This is a genomic window from Prevotella sp. CAG:255 (assembly GCF_000431195.1).
In the GTDB taxonomy this organism is placed as follows: domain Bacteria; phylum Bacteroidota; class Bacteroidia; order Bacteroidales; family Bacteroidaceae; genus Prevotella; species Prevotella rara.
In genome coordinates, this window is record NZ_HF986856.1 from 32851 (window position 1) to 50236 (window position 17386).

Annotated in this window: 10 protein-coding genes; 1 reads left to right on the top strand and 9 read right to left on the bottom strand. The window is 50.7% G+C overall.

Annotation, left to right across the window (positions count from 1 at the left end; genetic code table 11):
• From QVO66_RS11765 to QVO66_RS11780, 4 genes are all read right to left on the bottom strand, one after another.
• Window positions 1-273 (bottom strand): alkaline phosphatase family protein (locus tag QVO66_RS11765; RefSeq protein WP_288172859.1); only part of this gene is annotated, 273 nt, incomplete at its 3' end.
• 188 nt (window positions 274-461) lie between these two features.
• Window positions 462-1532: a butyrate kinase gene (gene buk, locus QVO66_RS11770; RefSeq protein ID WP_021855690.1), complete on the bottom strand. Its 1071-nt coding sequence runs from the start codon at window positions 1530-1532 to the stop codon at window positions 462-464.
• Window positions 1533-1635: 103 nt separating this feature from the next.
• Window positions 1636-2550, bottom strand: a complete 915-nt coding sequence (locus QVO66_RS11775; RefSeq protein WP_021855692.1) for a phosphate acyltransferase — start codon at window positions 2548-2550, stop codon at window positions 1636-1638.
• A 661-nt stretch (window positions 2551-3211) separates the two neighbouring features.
• On the bottom strand, window positions 3212-3685 hold the full coding sequence (locus QVO66_RS11780; protein ID WP_021855694.1) for an Lrp/AsnC family transcriptional regulator: 474 nt from the start codon (window positions 3683-3685) through the stop codon (window positions 3212-3214).
• 184 nt (window positions 3686-3869) lie between these two features.
• Between QVO66_RS11780 and QVO66_RS11785 the strand changes: the two genes are divergently transcribed.
• A complete protein-coding gene (locus QVO66_RS11785) occupies window positions 3870-5162 on the top strand; it encodes an O-acetylhomoserine aminocarboxypropyltransferase/cysteine synthase family protein (RefSeq protein WP_021855695.1) in 1293 nt (430 codons plus the stop codon).
• A 306-nt stretch (window positions 5163-5468) separates the two neighbouring features.
• Here QVO66_RS11785 and sprA read toward each other — a convergent pair whose 3' ends face one another.
• The 5 genes from sprA to QVO66_RS11810 form a co-directional block, all read right to left on the bottom strand.
• Entirely contained in the window at window positions 5469-13106 is a 7638-nt protein-coding gene (sprA, locus tag QVO66_RS11790; RefSeq protein ID WP_021855696.1) for a T9SS outer membrane translocon Sov/SprA, read from the bottom strand.
• A gap of 130 nt (window positions 13107-13236) precedes the next feature.
• A complete protein-coding gene (ruvA, locus tag QVO66_RS11795) occupies window positions 13237-13842 on the bottom strand; it encodes a Holliday junction branch migration protein RuvA (RefSeq protein WP_021855697.1) in 606 nt (201 codons plus the stop codon).
• A 170-nt stretch (window positions 13843-14012) separates the two neighbouring features.
• A complete protein-coding gene (locus tag QVO66_RS11800; RefSeq protein WP_021855698.1) occupies window positions 14013-15305 on the bottom strand; it encodes an ABC transporter permease in 1293 nt (430 codons plus the stop codon).
• A gap of 18 nt (window positions 15306-15323) precedes the next feature.
• Window positions 15324-16274 carry an ABC transporter ATP-binding protein gene (locus QVO66_RS11805; RefSeq protein WP_021855699.1) on the bottom strand — a complete coding sequence of 317 codons (951 nt, stop codon included), beginning with the start codon at window positions 16272-16274 and terminating at the stop codon, window positions 15324-15326.
• A 642-nt stretch (window positions 16275-16916) separates the two neighbouring features.
• Window positions 16917-17276, bottom strand: a complete 360-nt coding sequence (locus tag QVO66_RS11810; protein WP_021855700.1) for a hypothetical protein — start codon at window positions 17274-17276, stop codon at window positions 16917-16919.
• Window positions 17277-17386: the final 110 nt, after the last annotated feature.

Sequence of the window (17386 nt, forward strand, 5' to 3'; positions counted from 1 at the left end):
GAAGTGGTTGCCTGCTATTCCGTGTATGGCAGGCACGGTGCCGGTGTATATCGACGCATGGCCAACTGCCGTTATCGAGGGCACATAGTTTATCATCGTGTTCTCACAACTGAAGCCCTCGTTCATAAGACGCCTGAATCCGCCTTCGCCAAACATGTCGTAATAACGGTAAAGATAGTCCCAGCGCATCTGGTCAACAACAATTCCCACAACGAGTTTCGGCCTGTCGGCTCCCGCAGCCAACGCTCTGGCGCTGCCAAAGGCCGTGAACATCAACACCGCCGCAACGGCATTAGCAAGTAAAGAAAATCTTTTCATCTTTTGTGTATATTAATTACAGTTTGTTCAGGGTGCTAAATTAACAACACCGGTTTACACGAATGTTTCACCGGTGTTACAATTAAGCTACGCAGCACCACACAAAGTGCGGTGCTGCGTATATGCTAATAAGTAAAATTCTGTTACAGATCCTCGCCCGTGTACTCGAGCAGCGGCAGCGTTCCCCTGAGTGCTCCGAGGGCGTTGTAGGCAAGAGAGCCCATCTCGTCCTCGCCCGGACAGATAACCACAGGAGCTATATATTCTACCTGTGCCTTCAGTCTGTCGGTGCAATAAGTGTCGTAGGCAATGCCGCCGGTAAAGATTATGGCGTCCACCTTTCCTACAAGAGCCACATGCATGGCGCCTATCTGCTTGGCGATGGTGTAGAGCATGGCGTCTACTACGTTCTTGGCGTGCTCGTCGCCTTCCTCCACATTGCGCGAGATTGTTATCATGTCGTTGGTGCCGAGATAAGCCGTGAGACCTCCGCGGCCGCTTATCATCTGCTTGATCTGCTTCTGTGTGTATTCTCCGCTGAAGCACATCGCAACGAGCTGGCCTGCCGGAAGCGTGCCCGCACGCTCTGTTGAGAAAGGTCCTTCGCCGTCGAGGGCGTTGTTTACGTCGATCACCTTGCCCTTGCGGTGCGCACCAATAGATATTCCTCCTCCAAGATGCACGACGATGAGGTTAAGGTCTTCATACTTGCGGCCTATCGAAGCGGCGTATCTTCTTGCAACAGCCTTCTGGTTGAGGGCGTGGAACACCGACTTGCGCTCCATGCCGGGAATGCCCGTGAAGCGTGCTTCGGGACAAAGCTCGTCGACAACCACCGGGTCGGCTATATATGCCGGACAAGAGCAGCGCACGGCAATATCGTCTGCAATAAGCGCTCCGAGGTTGCAGGCATGCTCCATCTGGGCATGTATGAGGTCGTGCTTCATCTTGTCGTTGACGGCATAAACGCCTCCCTTAAGAGGCTTCAGCAGTCCGCCGCGTCCGATAACGGCGTCGAACTTCAGCTCGATGCCGGCCTCCTCAAGACACTTGAGGATGAAATCACGACGATATTCGTATTGGTCACTGATATGATGGAATGCGGCAAGCTCGCTCACCGGATGGTGTGCGCCGGTCATCCATACAGACTTTTCGTCTTCATAAACAGCAAGTTTAGTTGACGTAGAGCCAGGGTTTATTACAAAAATTTTCATTCAAGACAAATTGTATAAATGATAAGTTAAAGAACAATTATCTATGGCATGGCCGCCAGAGGCAGCCACGCTCACATGGAAATGTTTTTGTCCTGAGGGCGCGTCAGCCAAGTATGCCTGTGCAGGCAAGAGCCAGACTGTAATATTTTGACTCGCACGAGTCGGCACGTGAAGCAACAACAACGGGCACTGTTGTACCGCAGAGTATGCCTGCCGTCTCGGCTTTTGCAAACAATGTGATTGTCTTATAGAAGACGTTGCCCGACTCGATATTGGGGAATATCAACACGTCGGCATTGCCCACAACGGGCGATGTTATGCCCTTGATGCTTCCGCTGTCGGCATCGCATGCCGTCTTGACATCCATCGGGCCTCCCAGACACACGTCGCCGTACTCGCCTGCCTCTGCACGCTTCTTCAGCTCTTCGTAACAGATTGTGTGAGGGAACTTCTCGTTCACCTTCTCTGTGCAGTTGATAAGAGCCACGTTAGGACGGCTTACGCCCATGTGGCGGCTTGCGCTGACGGTGTAACGCAGTATGGCGTCAAACTGGTCGAGAGTAGGACGCGGAACCACTGCTGCGTCTGAGAACACGATAAGCTTGCGGTAGCTCGGTATCTGGGCAATAGTTATATGGCTCAATACTCTGCCTGGCTCAAGCAGTCCGTGCTCTTTATTAAGAATGGCGCGTAAAAGGTTATCGGTGTTGAGCGTGCCCTTCATGAGCACGGCAGCCTGACCCTCCCTGACAAGATCCACAGCCTTATAGGCCGCATCGTCGGGAGTAGGCTCCAGATACACCTCTACATGTCCCTCATACATCGAACGGAGACGCTCGAACTCAGGTTTACACTCACCAGCACACACCAACAAGAAGTCGGCAATTCCTTCCTTAAGACATCGTCCTACTACATATTCAGTGTGAGAGTCGGCCGGGCAGACTACTGCCACACGCTTTCTGTTAGTAACAGAACACTGACGGCTGACAATGTCGTCAAAATTTTGTATTGATTCCATAGCGAATAAGATTTGAGTATATAGACTGATTTTGCGGGCATGAACAGACTCACGGACTGTCATTAACTGCACAAATCGCCTTGTTTTGTGCAAAGATAGTGTTTCAACGGCAAACTTCAAAATAATTAGAGCAATAATAATGCGTTTTAAAGAATTTTAGACCAATCAATACGAAAAATGCGGTGTTTTATATCACAACGGCACTAAAACACACAGTCAACAGGTGTATATCATGGCTTATATTTACAATAAGCTCGAAGATTAGCACTTTATTACACAAAACGTTAGTTACGAATTGAAAGCAGAACCACCTAAACGGCTGTCCCGACAGGCCGAAAAGCACCCGACAGACACGCCCGGAGAGGCACGAGCAGATAAAAACCGTAAGTAAAATATCTATATTTGTTTGTATCTATCACGAAAATTCCACAAATAATTCTATAATCAAAAGAAAACAACAAACATTTGATTATAAACTAAAAGCTATCCTTTCAGAATGCAAAAGGGCATCTTTCACACTGCGAAAGGTCACCTTTTAAAAGGCAAAAGCATAGCAACCGAACGGCATGCGCCCCACCCTGACGGCACGACGCATGCAAACAAAACGGCACAATAGTACTTCAAGGCGTCGGGATGCTTACAGACTGTAAGATGCAGGACGCTAAATGAGCGACAGACCATAGTCGTGCTTTATCTCGTCCATGACAAAGACACTCTCGATAGACGACAGATAGTCGAGACGGCCGAGCACGTTGAGGATGAAATCCCTGTAACTCTTCATGTCGGTAACGTTCACCTTAAGCAGATAGTCGTATCCGCCGGAGATGTTGTAGCACTCAGTAACCTGCGTCAGCGACCTGACCACGCCGGCAAACATGGCTGCCACATCGCTGTTGAGGCGCGTCAGCTTTACCTTGCAGAACACCACGAAGCCGCGGTTGAGCTTGTCGGCGTTGAGCACAGCCACATATTTCATTATGTAGCCTTCGCGCTCAAGACGCTTAAGGCGCTCGAACACCGGTGTGGACGAAAGACTGACGCGCGACGCCAGTTCGCGTGTTGTGAGCCTGGCGTTATCCTGCAAAGCCTGCAATATCTGAAGGTCTACCTTGTCGAGTTTGTCTGTTGCTGCCATAGAATATTTTTCTTTTTAGATGCCGAAAGCGGCATTCGCCAATATTATTTTTCTAAACACAAAGGCAAATATAGTGATATCTTCTAAATTACAGACACATATTGGCAGAATAATCCATACTTTATAACTTTGCAGGACGAAAACAACATTAAGGATAACGTATAACTCTAACAAGACAAACGACATGAGCAAGAATGACGGAAAACTGAGATTTGAGACGCTGCAGCTGCATGCCGGACAGGAACATGCCGACGCTGCCACGGGAGCAAGGGCCGTGCCCATATATCAGACTGCGGCATACGTGTTTGACAACGCTGCCGACGCCGAGGCGCGCTTCAGCCTGAAACAGCAGGGCAACATATACAGCCGGCTGACCAACCCCACGCAGGAGGCGCTCGAGGCACGCATGGCAGCGCTCGAAGGCGGCGTGGGCGCACTGGCAGTGGCATCGGGGGCGGCGGCCATAACGTATGCCATAATGAACCTGGCAAGGCAGGGCGACCACATCGTGGCGGAGAAGAACATATACGGGGGAACATATAATCTGCTCGCTCACACGCTGACTGACTATGGCATAAGCGTAACCTTTGCAGACATATACGACCTCGACGCCATTGAAAGCGCCATAAGAAACAACACCAAGGCTGTGATTATTGAAACGCTGGGCAACCCCAACTCTGACGTGGCGGACATAAGGGCCATAGCCGACATTGCCCACAGGCACGGTCTGCCGCTGATTGTGGACAACACTTTCGGCACACCTTATATAATAAGGCCGATAGAGCACGGCGCCGACATCGTGGTACACTCGGCCACGAAGTTCATCGGCGGCCACGGCACTTCGTTAGGAGGAGTGATTGTAGACGGCGGAAACTTCGACTGGAATGCCGGACAAAAGTTTGAACAGCTTACAAATCCTGATGCCGGATATCACGGACTGGTGTTCACCGAGGCAGCCGGACGGGCGGCATACATAACACGCATAAGGGCAACGCTGCTGCGCGACACGGGGGCAGCCATAAGTCCGTTTAACGCCTTCATGCTGCTGCAGGGTCTGGAGACGCTGTCGCTGCGCGTTGAAAGGCACATCGAGAACACGCTGAAGATAGTAAATTTCCTCGACGGCCACAGCAAGGTTGAGAGCGTGAGCCACCCCTCGCTGCCGTCGCACAAGGGGCATGACATCTACAAAAAATACTACGACAGAGGCGCAGGCTCTATCTTCACATTTAACATCAAGGGCGGCAGGCAGGAGGCTTTCAGGTTTATAGACAGCCTCAAGATATTCTCTCTGCTGGCAAACGTGGCCGACGCAAAGTCGCTCGTGATACATCCTGCCAGCACGACCCACTCTCAGCTCACGCCCGAAGAGCAGATTAGCCAGGGCATTGGGGCAAACACGATACGCCTGTCGGTAGGCATAGAGAATGCAGACGACCTTATAGACGACCTTAGTCAGGCTCTCGACAGCATCTAACCCCAATCAGTCATTAGGCCGCACATAGCTTTATCAATTCTGTGTATTCATGCTTTCAGCCTGCCTTTTTGTTTCTATTGGCGTCTTTTTGTTCGCTTTTTCTTGACATAGCCCGCTATGCCTGCAAAAGATCCAACAAAAAGCTGCTCAATATAAAGCAAAAATACAGACCTAATCATAATAACGGATTGGGGGTTAACTCTAACAGGCTGCACATAAAAACGCCAAGGAGCACATATCCCGAGGAGCCATGCCGCATGGCATAGGCTTTGTTCCGCAGGGATGTGTGCGCCTTGGCGTATGTCTTTATCGCGTAAGCGAGAACTTCAGACTCAGGCCAAAGTCCTGAGTGGTGGTAGGATAGCTGCTGCTCGAAAGCAACGGCGTGTTGGTCTGGCGGTCGTAATAGAAGCTCATTGTGAGCAGGCGCGACAGCGTGTAGTCAGCCGAGAACGACAGCTTGAACGCCGAGTTGCCGCTGCTGGCAGAACTTGTCATCGAGGCTATGTCGCGGCAAATAGACGCCTGCTTGCGGTAAGACAGGTCTAGACGCAAGTTGAGGTCGGTGTTGAATCCGGTGCTGCGCGAGCTGTTCGACGTTGAGTTGTTGTTGTTTTCGTCGTTGCTGCGGCTGCTCTTCACCTTGCGACGGCGGCGTCCGCCAAACAGTTTGAAGTTGTTTATCTTGTAACCCATGCCCACAACCCAGTCGTGACTGGTGGCCTCGTTGATCTGTATACTTGTCATACTGAGGCTGAGCACTCTCGTTGTGCGGTACTCCAGCTTGCAGGTAAGGTTGTTGTTGAAGGTCATGTCTATTCCGAGCAGCGGCGAGAAGGCCTCGTTGATGCTCACAGTGCTGATGTTATACATGCTGCTCGGCACGGGGTTGCCGGTTGACACGTCGCTGACGAAGCCCAGACCGTTCATATATTCCATAAACGTGCTGTAAGAGCTGTATGAGCCGATGGCATAGATGCTCTTGTAGGCATGGTTGATGTTGAAGCTCTTGAACACGTCGCGGAACCACGGCAACTGTGACAGTCCGCTATATTTCACCGTCCAGTTAGGCAGCAGGCGCGACAGTGCGGGGAATATGTTCAGCGAGTTGCCGCCCATGCTCGTATAGGCCGAAAGGAAAGCCGGTATCATTACGTCGGCGCTGTACTTGCTGACAGATCCGTTGGCAGGGTCGAACTTCTGTCCGGCAAGCGAGCTTCCGGCTGGATATTCGGCATTGGTGTACTGTGCCTCGACACGGCTCCGGAACGACTCTAGCGAGTTGCAGAACTTCTCGAATGTAGCCGAATGGTAGCCGTTTGTGGCGTCGCCCATTCCCTCAAACGCGCTGCCGAGACTTATCGTGGTCATGGTGAGCGTTCCGCTCTGTGTGGTCGGCGAGCCGGAGTACATATATTGTATGCTCTTCGACTTGGTTTCGGTGCGGCTTGCGTTGAGGTCTATCTTCAGGTTCTTCACCGGTTCGAGTGTCATTCTGAGCTGCAGGTCTTCAGTCAGACTTGTCGTGGCAGGCGTGGCCACACTGTCGTTCATGAGCAGCCAGCCGCGTTCGGCACTCTTCTCGATGTAGCTGTCGTCAACAAAGCCGAACGCAAAGTCGAGACCCGGAGCCATTGTTCCGCCGCTGCGCTGACCGAACACGTCGCCAACGTTGGGCATGAAGCCCGGCAGATACATGCTGTACTGGTTGCGGTAAGAGAAGCTAACGTTGCGCACGAGCATCAGTCCGCGTGCCACACACTGGGCTGTCTTATACCAGACGTTCTCATCCAGCGGAGCCTTCGGTGTAACGGTGAGCTTCAGCGTCGTCGTGCTGTCCACCTTCGACGTTATCTTTATGCGGTTGTTGTCTACAGCCTTATACTTCAGCCTGAAGGCCTTGCCGTCCTTTGTCTTGGCCGTAACCATAAGCCTCTTGCTGTTCTTGCCGTGAGACACTATCAGCGTGGTGTCAGGATTAAGCACAATCTCCTTTTCAAAGCTGCGCTTGTTCTTCGGCAGCAAGCTCTTTTCCTTGTCGGCGTCCTTTCCGTCCTTACCGCCGTTTCTGCCATTCTTGTCGTCGGCCTTCGACGTCTTGTTGTTGGCAGAGTTCTTTGCCTGCTTCAGCTGGTTGCGTCTCTTCAGCTGAGACGTGCGCGACGTTCTCGAACTCTTGTTGAATCTGTCGTTGGCCTTCTTCAGGAACGGCACATGGTTGTAAAGCCTTTCAAGATTGAACGTTCCGTTAAGGTTGAACGTGCGGTTTGTAGATATCTCGTTACCCAGCGACGTTCCGTCCTCAAGGTCGGTTCCGCGGGTCCAGCTGTAGGTTGCATTATAGTTGGCATCAGAGTTGATCCAGTCGAATATCGGAATAAGATTCAGCGGCAACTGATACGACATGTTGAATGTCTGGTTATAGTCAAGCGGGCGTCCAAAGTCCTTTATACTTGTCCACACAGAGTCTTTCCATGCCGCATACTGATCGGGATAGAGGTCTTTGTTTATCGGCGTGTAAGGCTCTTCTATCTCGGCATGTGTGGCACTGTTGAAGTTCATGTGGAGATTCTTGGTCAAGTCCCAGCGTATCGAGAACTCACGGTTCCACAAGAACTGCTCGCTGAAGGTCAGCGGCAGTTGATTGCCGTCGGTGCTTTCCATGTCGCGCTCCTGAAGTTCATAATAGTTGCGCAGCATTTCCGTGTCGAACGTTATGTTCTGCGGCAGCCAGTTAAGACCGAAGTTCTTCACGATGTCATACCACTTGCTCTTGCTCTTTATCATCTTCTTGAACGGCTCGAAGGTCTTGTAGACAGGAGTGTAGCTGTAGTTGATGGCTCCGCGCCAGTTGTCTTCGTTCTCATAGACGGTTGTCTCGCCGCTCGTGTGTCGGTGGCTGTGGCTGTAAGAGAACGAGAAGTTAGCCGGGTCGTACGGCATGGGGTGACGCTTGGTCTGTATTCCGACACGCACATTCGACAATGAGAAGTTGGTGTTTGTGGTCTTCGTCACGGCAATGCTCTCTATAGAGTCGCGCTCATGCTCGTTGGCAGTTGCCTCGAGAGCATCTTCAAGGAGCATATCCGTATCAAGCGGATTATACTTCGGACGTGTTTCTTCCTGCGTTATAGAGTAATAAAGCGGAGCCGTAACCTTGGCCTTGTCGGGGAAGAACTTGCCCAACTCTACGTTTGCCGTGAAGCTGTAAGTCTTATAGTCGTCCTGCGAACGCTCGGCTACGCCGTCTTCAAGTCCGCCGAATCCGTCGGTAACTATTTTTCCTGTAGCGTTTATAGTTCCAACATCCGACAGCTGAACATTGAGCGCTCCCTGTGCTGCCCATCCGCCTTCGTTGTTATATTCCTTCAGACGGAGTTCGTTGACCCACACCTCTCCTGACTTCATCTCGCCCGAAAGGTTACGCACACCTATCATCATGACCTTAACCTCGCCAAGGGTAGGATTACCCATGATGCTCACCTTGTTGTTAGGCTTGTCTTCATCATAGGCCGAATACACGGTGTTGTATGATGCAAGTCCGAGTCCGCGGGCCTTGTTGCGTTCTTTCTTCAGCGATGTGAACACGCTCAGCGGTATGTCGAGCATATTCTCCTCCGGCCATACGAGCTTACAGTCTGCCAGGCTATATCTGTTGTATTCGCCCGGAGCAGTAAGTTTCAGAGGTATCTCATACTCGTAGTAGTTGTTCTTATAGTCGCTTCCAAGACGGACAAACACGGCAAGCTGATTGTCTGTCAGATTAGTTGTATTCTGCTCAAAGGCATTGGCATGCACAAACATCTGCAGGCGCTTATACTGGCGTATGTCGAGCGTGGTGTTCTTGTATACGGCCTTCGACTCATTTGTCGACATGTTCTCAATCACGATGTTGAGAGCCTGTTCGTTGTCTTCAGTAAGCTGCGGCTGTGTGGGGTCTTGTCCGCGCTGTATGCCCGGAGGCAGCACATAGTTTACAGGCGTCTTGTCGCTGTTTTCCTCAATGCTCACCGCACTTACCGACATGCTTCCGGTCTCATTTGCTCCGGTGTTGAGCGACTGGTCGTAGACGCGCCATTCGCCTCTTACAAGGTCGAACGTGGCAAAACGCAGCACTATAGGCTTCTGGAAGTTTGTAAGGAACATACGCATGAAGCGCACAGATGTGAAATCGTTTATCGAGCCTACACGCTCCTCATACTCGCTCAGAGGTATTCTGAACTGATACCATGTGGCATGTCCTGGCTTGCCGTTACGCAGCGTGGGCGATGTCTCGCGCTTGTCGACAATGAAATTTCGTCCCACCACGAGGTCTTCGGGGCGGATGCTTATCTTGTACTGATAATACTTCTCATATTCGTTCAGCGTGTAATCCTGGTTGATATCCTCAACATCAGGCGTCGTCTTGTAAGACGTGTCATAGCTTTCTGTACGGCTGTCGCTGTCAGGCGAGTTGCCCTGAGGATTGTTTATCCTCTTATATCTCTGCAGGATAGACGCCTCTATCTGGTCGAAGTCTGATCCGCGGAAGTAATGGTAGTCGTCGTTGGCGGGGTCATTCATTATAGAGTCGAGCTGTGCCGCTGACACCTTACCCTGAATGGCTGTGAGGAACTCCTGATATGGTCCGAACTCTCTTTCCTCTGCGTCGGTAAGTCCGTTGTAACCTACATCCTGCAAAGCTCTTGAACCGGTTGTGGTTGCAAAGGCGTAAGTAACGGTGGCCTGCGTAGGTATCTTACCCCACTGTGTGGTAGTGTAGCTGCCTGAACCGTCGACAGACATGCCGCTCTCATAAAACTTCTTACCATCGCGCAAGATGTCTTCGCTCACTTCTCCGAGGTTGATGTAGAAGTCGCCGCCATATTGGTTGGCGTCGCTCTGTTCATTAGAATAGATGAACGGGTCGAGCAGCCAGAACTCGATATACTCAATGTTGGCAGTTTCAAAGTCGCTTGTGTCGAGCTTACGCATCATACCGCCCCAGTGCTGTGTAGGATTCTGCAGCGTTCCGTCATAGTTGAGGTTTGGATTAAAGTTGTAAGGACCGCGCTCAGAAGGATAATATGCGAGGTTGAGTATAGGCAAGGTGGCTGTTGCGCCGCTGTAGCTGTTGTTGTCGCGGTTAGGGAAAAGTTCCTTTACATACACCTCACGCACGTAATAGTTGCTTAGCTGCTCAAGGTCGCCCTTGATGTGAGCCGGAGTGAGCGATGAACTGCGGCGCGTGAACAGCGGGTCGATGTTATACCATGCCAGCAGCGCACGGTTGTATCCGCTGGAAAGCGTCGTCTTGTCCGACTGCTCAGGGAACATGGAAGGCACGCTCGAAAGCACCCACGATGTAGGCGATGAGACGTCAATAGTGTTTTTGGTGTTCTCAAAGTCGTCGATATACGACGCATTGTCCTGCACTCCGCTTGCCTGACCTGCGATGAGCTGCGCAAACTCTCCGGTGAATGATATCACAGAGGGCTGCGTACAGTGAAGGAAAGGCAGCTTGTCGAGCATGTTTGTCAGCCACTGGCTCTCTTTCTTCCAGTTGATGTTGAAGCCCCATAGGGTGTTGTTCAGAGGTTCAGAGCCCATCGTAACCTTCGTGGTGAGCGCCTGTTCCGACAAGTGCTGTATCGTACCGCTTATCTGGAAGTCTTTCGAGAAGTCGTATTGCCAGTTGAGTCCGAGCATGGTCTTACGCTCCTGGGCATAGTCGGTGTTGCTCTCGAGCGATACGTTAATGGCCGTTCCGGCATCAATGATGCTCTGATTAAGGATTGTCACCTCGCCTGACGAATAGTCTACGGTATAGTCAGAACCTTCGGTAAGCGTAACACCTCCGGCCGTAACAACTACGGATCCCTGCGGCACATTGTATGCACCGAGCGATATTACGTTGGCAAGTGTTCCGCGAAACTGTCCTACAAGCTGATACTTGTCTTTCTCCGCTATCTGCTTTGCCACTGTCTTTGTTGAGTCGTAAAGCTCTGTGAAGCTATATTTTGCAGCCACATCCGGAGCCACGCCCTTGGCCGTAAGAGCCTTATACATATAGTCGCCGAACGGCTCTGCCTCAGGGAAGAACACGCGTCCATTGCTTATGGTATAGCCTTCAACATAGTCGAAATATCCGTTGCTGTTTGCCTTGTTGTTATTGTCGAGTCGGTCGGCACCGAGAAGCTTTATGATGGTCTGATCCTTCACCTGCTGTTCGGGGATATAAGACAGGTAGACACCTGTGGTGTCGCTCTGGAACTTGACGTCAAGACGGAACTTGTCTTTCTCAACAGACGAAGCAAGATAATAAACGTTCTTCATCATCAGGTCCCAGTTGCCCTGCTGCGGGTTGTTGCTCGTGTTCTTGAGTGATTTTACGAACAAGGCCTGGTTGACGTCCTGTATGTCGGAAGCAAACTCTCCCACCTGATATGTAACGCCACCATAGGTATATTCGTAAGCAATGGCCAGCACCTGGTCGGTCTGCAGCGTCGACTTCAGCGAGATGTATCCCAGCGATGTGTTGACGGTATATTCAGAACTGTTAAGCAGGCGTGCGCTCTCCAGTTTCTCATAGTCAACACCACCCACGAAGCCCGGAATAGCATCGAGTACGGAAGAAGTCTGGTTAATATCGCGTGCAGCTGCATAGCTGTTCACCATTGTCGAATATTCGCTGTTGGCATTGTTTCCCGGCACATTCTGCCCTGTCAGTCCCCACATGGAGTTGCTCACCTTGGTGTTCTCTCCAAGGTCGGTCAGAGCCACGATGTTGCGCGAGTTTGATGTCGTACCCGTCTTGTTGGTCACCCATATCTCCACGCGGTTGATGGTTATACCTGTGGTTATGTTAGGCAACTTCTGCATGGCTGCATCATACTTGTCGCGGAAATACTGCGAAAGGAAGAAGTGGCGGTTTTCCTCATAGTCGGCAGCATCTATCTCGAATGGCGTAAGCTGCACACCACCCTGCGACGACACGCTCTTTGACGACGACTTCTTCTGTGAGATTACGGTCTGCAGCGACAGCTTACCAAACTGCAGGTCGGTTCTGATACCGAAGAGCGATGTGGCTCCATTGACGAGCGACGAGTTGCTCGGGAACGACACGTTACCGCCCTCAACCAGCTTTATTATCTCGTCTTCCTTGCCTTCATACTTCAGCTTCATGTTCTGCGAGTCGAAGTCGAAGGTAGCGTCGGTGTTGTAGTTGAGGTTCATGTTCACCTTGTCGCCCACCTTACCGTTCACGCTCAGGTTTATCTTCTCGTCGAAGTCCATCGTCGTGGTCTTACGGTTTCTGATAGGCAGCGAAGGGTTGTCTATGTTCTTGAGCGTGGCTCCAAACTTCAGCTCGGCCGTACCCTGCGTCTTTATCCTCACACCGCCGGGACCGAATATCTTTTCAGCCGGTCCGAGGTCGAAGTGCATGTCGGTGAACGAGAATTTCTCCTTGCCCTGCTCCTTTACTATCTCGTCATTCTTTGAACGGAAGAAGCGGTCGAACTCCTTTTTCTCGCTCCACGCGCGATACTCCTCAGGCGTCATGGCTATCGGCGCCGAAAGATATCCCTCGCCCATCTTTGAACCTATGTAGTAGCGGTTGAGCGTGTCGTTATAGACAACCTCCTGCGAAATGTTTCCGGGCATAGACAGGTCGGCCATGCCGCGGTCGAGGTCGTCCTGAGTGATAGGCACAATGCGCTGTATCTTCCAGCGCGGATGCAGCAGCGAGTCGGGTATAGAGTCGTCCTCTATTATCACTTCGGGCATGGCCACTGCCGTGCGCTTGGCCGTATCGGCCTGAGCCACATTGCCGCGCGCACCCTGCTGGCGGTTGTTCTGCCGTGTGCGGTCGTCCTGAGTGTAGGGCAAAGCCAATCCGTAGCTGGCCGCACTCACGGCAAGCATTATCAGCAAAAGCCCATAAATCACCCTTTTTATACGCATATCAAAGTTAATGATGAAGAATGGCCGGCAATCAGAAAGGCCGGTTCAGCCACACGTGCCAACAATACAAAACCATTCTTCGCTTTTTGAGTTATTCTTAAATTATCCGTTTATCGCTATATCCAGCACTTTACTTTATCTGCTTCAAGGCCAGCTTAACCACCTGCTCAACCGGCAGTTCGGGCTGCTCCTTCAATATTGCCACGACAACCTTTGCCGACGGTGCAGGCGCAAAGCCGAGCATGGTGAGCGCGCCCACAGCCTCGTCCTTCACTTCCTTGTTAACCATGTCAGCCTGCTGTGCTGTCTCCTGCGGCACTTCGCCGGTTATGCCCAGAGATGCTATCTTGTCTTTCAGGTCTACTATTATGCGCTGTGCCGTACGCAGACCGATGCCTTTCACGGTCTTGAGCACGCGCTCGTTGCCCGACGATATGACGCCGCACAGTTCTGCCGGCGAAAGCTCGGAGAGAATCATTCGGGCCGTGTTGGCTCCTACGCCCGACACAGATATGAGCAGCAGGAACATGTCGCGCTCCTCGCGTGCGGCAAAGCCGAAAAGCACATACGCGTCTTCGCGTATGCTCTCATATACGTGCAACTTTACTTCTTTCTTGCCTTGAATGGCAGTATATGTGTTTAGCGAAATGTTCAGTCCGTAGCCCACGCCGCCCGTGTCTATCACGGCATAAGCCGGGCTAAGTTCTGCCAGTTCGCCTCTTACGTATTCTATCATTATCTTGTCTGTATTGCTTTTTTACCTTATTTATAACGAGCATATTTATCTTTTATTGCATGACGCCGGGCTATTTAACCAAAAATGTCGCCGGGCACATGCTGCCTGACGACATTTTGTCTATATCTGATTATGCTTTTCTGCGCATCGGTATGTGCTTACCGTGGTGCTTACTTGTATCTCATCCACTTTATCATCTCGCCTATCGACGGTTTCTTGCCGTACATAAGTATGCCTACTCTGTAAATCTTGCCTGCCATCCATATCAGGGCCAGGGCCGACGCGTAGAGCACAACGAGCGAAAGCACTATATGCCATACAGGAGCACCGAGCGGCAGTCTTACCATTGACACTATAGGCGAGGTGAACGGTATGAACGAACACCACACGGCAAGAGGTCCGTCAGGGTTGTCGGCACTGTACATCGCGGCATAAAGAGCAAAGACAAGCACTATGACGATGGGCGTCATAAACTGCTGCGAGTCTTCCGACTGGTTGACCGAAGCACCTACGGCGGCGAATATAGATGCGTAAAGCAGATAGCCGCCTATGAAGTTGAGAACGAACACCAGGCCGAGCATGGGCAGGTTAAGTCCGGATAAGGCCGACATGAAGGCGGCCATATCGTCTGAAGCCATGTCGGGAGTGGCAGCCATGCCTGTGGCCATCATGTCGGGATTAGACAGGCCGAAGCCTACTCCTGCAACGCTCATTATCACGGTTATCATTATTCCCCAGATGGCAAGCTGCAGTATGCCCACAAGGCCGATGCCAATAATCTTGCCTATCATGAGCTGGAACGGGCGCACCGACGACACCATAAGCTCCACTATGCGGTTGGTCTTTTCTTCCATTACGCTCTGCATCACCATTCCGCCGTAAGACATCACAAACATATATATGAGGAACGTGAGCACCATGCCTGCCAGCATTGCCAGTTCGGCGCTCGACTCCTGCTCTGAGCCGTCGTCGGTCCATTTCACGGTTCTTATGTCGTAGCTCTTGTCGAAGTCGTCCATTATCTGCTTGAGCTGCGGGATGTTGTATTTCACGAGTTTGTCGTGGCGTATCTGCTCGTCGAGCGTGTTGTTCACAATGCGCGAGAGGCCCTGCGGCACTTCCTTGCGCGAGTAGATTGTGGCTGCTTCGGGATGCTCCAGCAGGTCGGCCTTTATCTCTATAACGGCGGCAAAGGCGGTGGTGTCCGACTTAAACTCGCCCAACATCAGGGGCGTGGGCACAAAGCGGTACGACTCGTCGTCCTTGAACAGCTTGGCATATTTGCCGGTATGGTCTATCACTGCCACCTGTTTCTGCTCGCCGCTCTTTATCGTCGACAGCATCAGGGGCACAAATATCAGTGCCGCAAAGACAAAGGGCATGAGTATGGTGAGCAGGATGAATGATTTTTTGCTCACGCGGTTGATAAACTCGCGCTGTATTATTATTAGTGTCTTGTTCATGATTTGCTCTAAGTTTATTTATTGTTTGCTATCTTCTCCGGCCTTTTCTTCCGTCGCGCCGTCGCCTCCCACGGTCCTGATGAATATCTCGTTCATAGAGGGCAGACATTCGGCAAACGATGTTATCTCGTTGTTGGCCGACACCGCGCCCAGCAGCTGCGCGTTGCTCATGTCGGCCTTCTTGCGCAGGGTGTATATCGTCTCGCCGCCCTTGTTCTCTGTCTCTGTCACCTCAATGCCTTCCACGGGCACAAGCTGCTTGCCGGCAGCCAGTCCGAGGCGGTAGGTGTCGGTCTTGAAACGTGAGCGCACCTCGTTGACGTCGCCCTGCAGCACCACTTCCGAATGGTTTATCAGGGCTATGTTGTCGCATATCTCCTCCACCGACGACATGTTGTGCGTAGAGAATATTATGGTGTGGCCTTCGTTTTTAAGTTCAAGTATCTCGCGCTTCAGCAGTTCGGCGTTCAAGGGGTCGAACCCTGAAAACGGCTCGTCGAATATCAGCAGCTGCGGCCTGTGCAGCACGGTTATAACAAACTGCACTTTCTGCTGCATACCCTTCGACAGTTCTTCGAGCTTTTTGCCCCACCACGGCATTATGCCAAACTTATCAAACCATTGTCTAAGTCTTTTTTCTGCCTCGGCCTTATCCAATCCTTTCAGCCGTGCCAGATAAATGGCCTGCTCGCCCACGCGCATCTTCTTGTACAGTCCGCGTTCCTCAGGCAGATAGCCGATGTTGCAGATGTCGTCTACCGACAGCGGATGTCCGTTGAAGGTAACGCTGCCTGAGTCGGGCACGGTTATGCGGTTGATTATTCTTATCAGGGTTGTCTTTCCGGCGCCGTTCGGTCCAAGCAGTCCGAACACCTTGCCTTCGGGCACTTTTATACTTACTCCGTTGAGTGCAGTATGGTTAGCGTAGCGCTTCACTACGTCGTGCGTCTCGAGGAATATTTTGTCCATGTTATTTTAAAGTATGATATGTTATTGTGCCACAAAGTTAAGGTTTATTCGTCAACAAGCAAAAAAATCTGCAATCTTTATTAAGTTAAAAGTGAAAAGAGAAAAGTGAAAAATCCAAATGCAAGTAAGTAGATAATACCCACAAGACATTTGACTTTAACTACGGAATGTTAGAAAACAACAAGACTAATGTTCTGTCGGATATGACATCAGACAGCATTAAGTATCAGGATTTGTGATCCGAGAATGTTAGGCGCATTAGTCTTATAACTATAATAATTTATGGCTTGGAACGAAAAGAAGCAACAAGACTATTGTTCTGTCGGATATGCTATCCGACAGCATTAAGTATCAGGATCTTTGATCCGCAACTCATACCTATTAATCAAAATTGGAAGTAATCGGAGAAGCTAATTTGTGATCCGAAATACATACCTGATAATTTAGAATAGGAAGTAAGCGGATTGATAAATCCTTATATTCAATTCCGGCAGATTGCAAATCAGCCGGCACATTAGCTTTGTTGATTCATATCGGTTGCACAAGCGGTTAAATGAAAAGTGAAATAACAATAATCCACAAGAGTATCGAATTGACTGACGTCGAACTTTGTTTCTTCACTCTTCGTTCTTCACTCTTCACTTAAAACGCTATTAGCGTTAACACCGAGTCGACTACAGACGCAATGGCGTCGCCGATGGTGAACTTGGCATGAAAGAATATTCTTACACACAGGTATGCGAGAAACATCGTAACCAATATAAACAACGCGGCAACAAGCAGCGTAGCCCATGAAGGATACAGCGCCACAGCCAGCGTGGCACCACTGATAAGCATATATTCTATGCCTGAAACAATACGTATGCCGCGCAAGTCTGACTTGCTTAATGTTCCCGGGTACATTCTTTTAAGTCCTGGTATCAGCATGTCTGCCTTACCCGACATCACCACAGGCGCAGCAATAAAGATGATGCAAGCAACGATGAACAAAGATATTTTCATAGGCTCGGTTTATATATTATCGCCACAAATATAACTTGTTTACATCAAAAGCACTACAAAAAAGCTTTTAAATTTTCATAATAATACTGTCAGTCCATCTAAAACTTTCA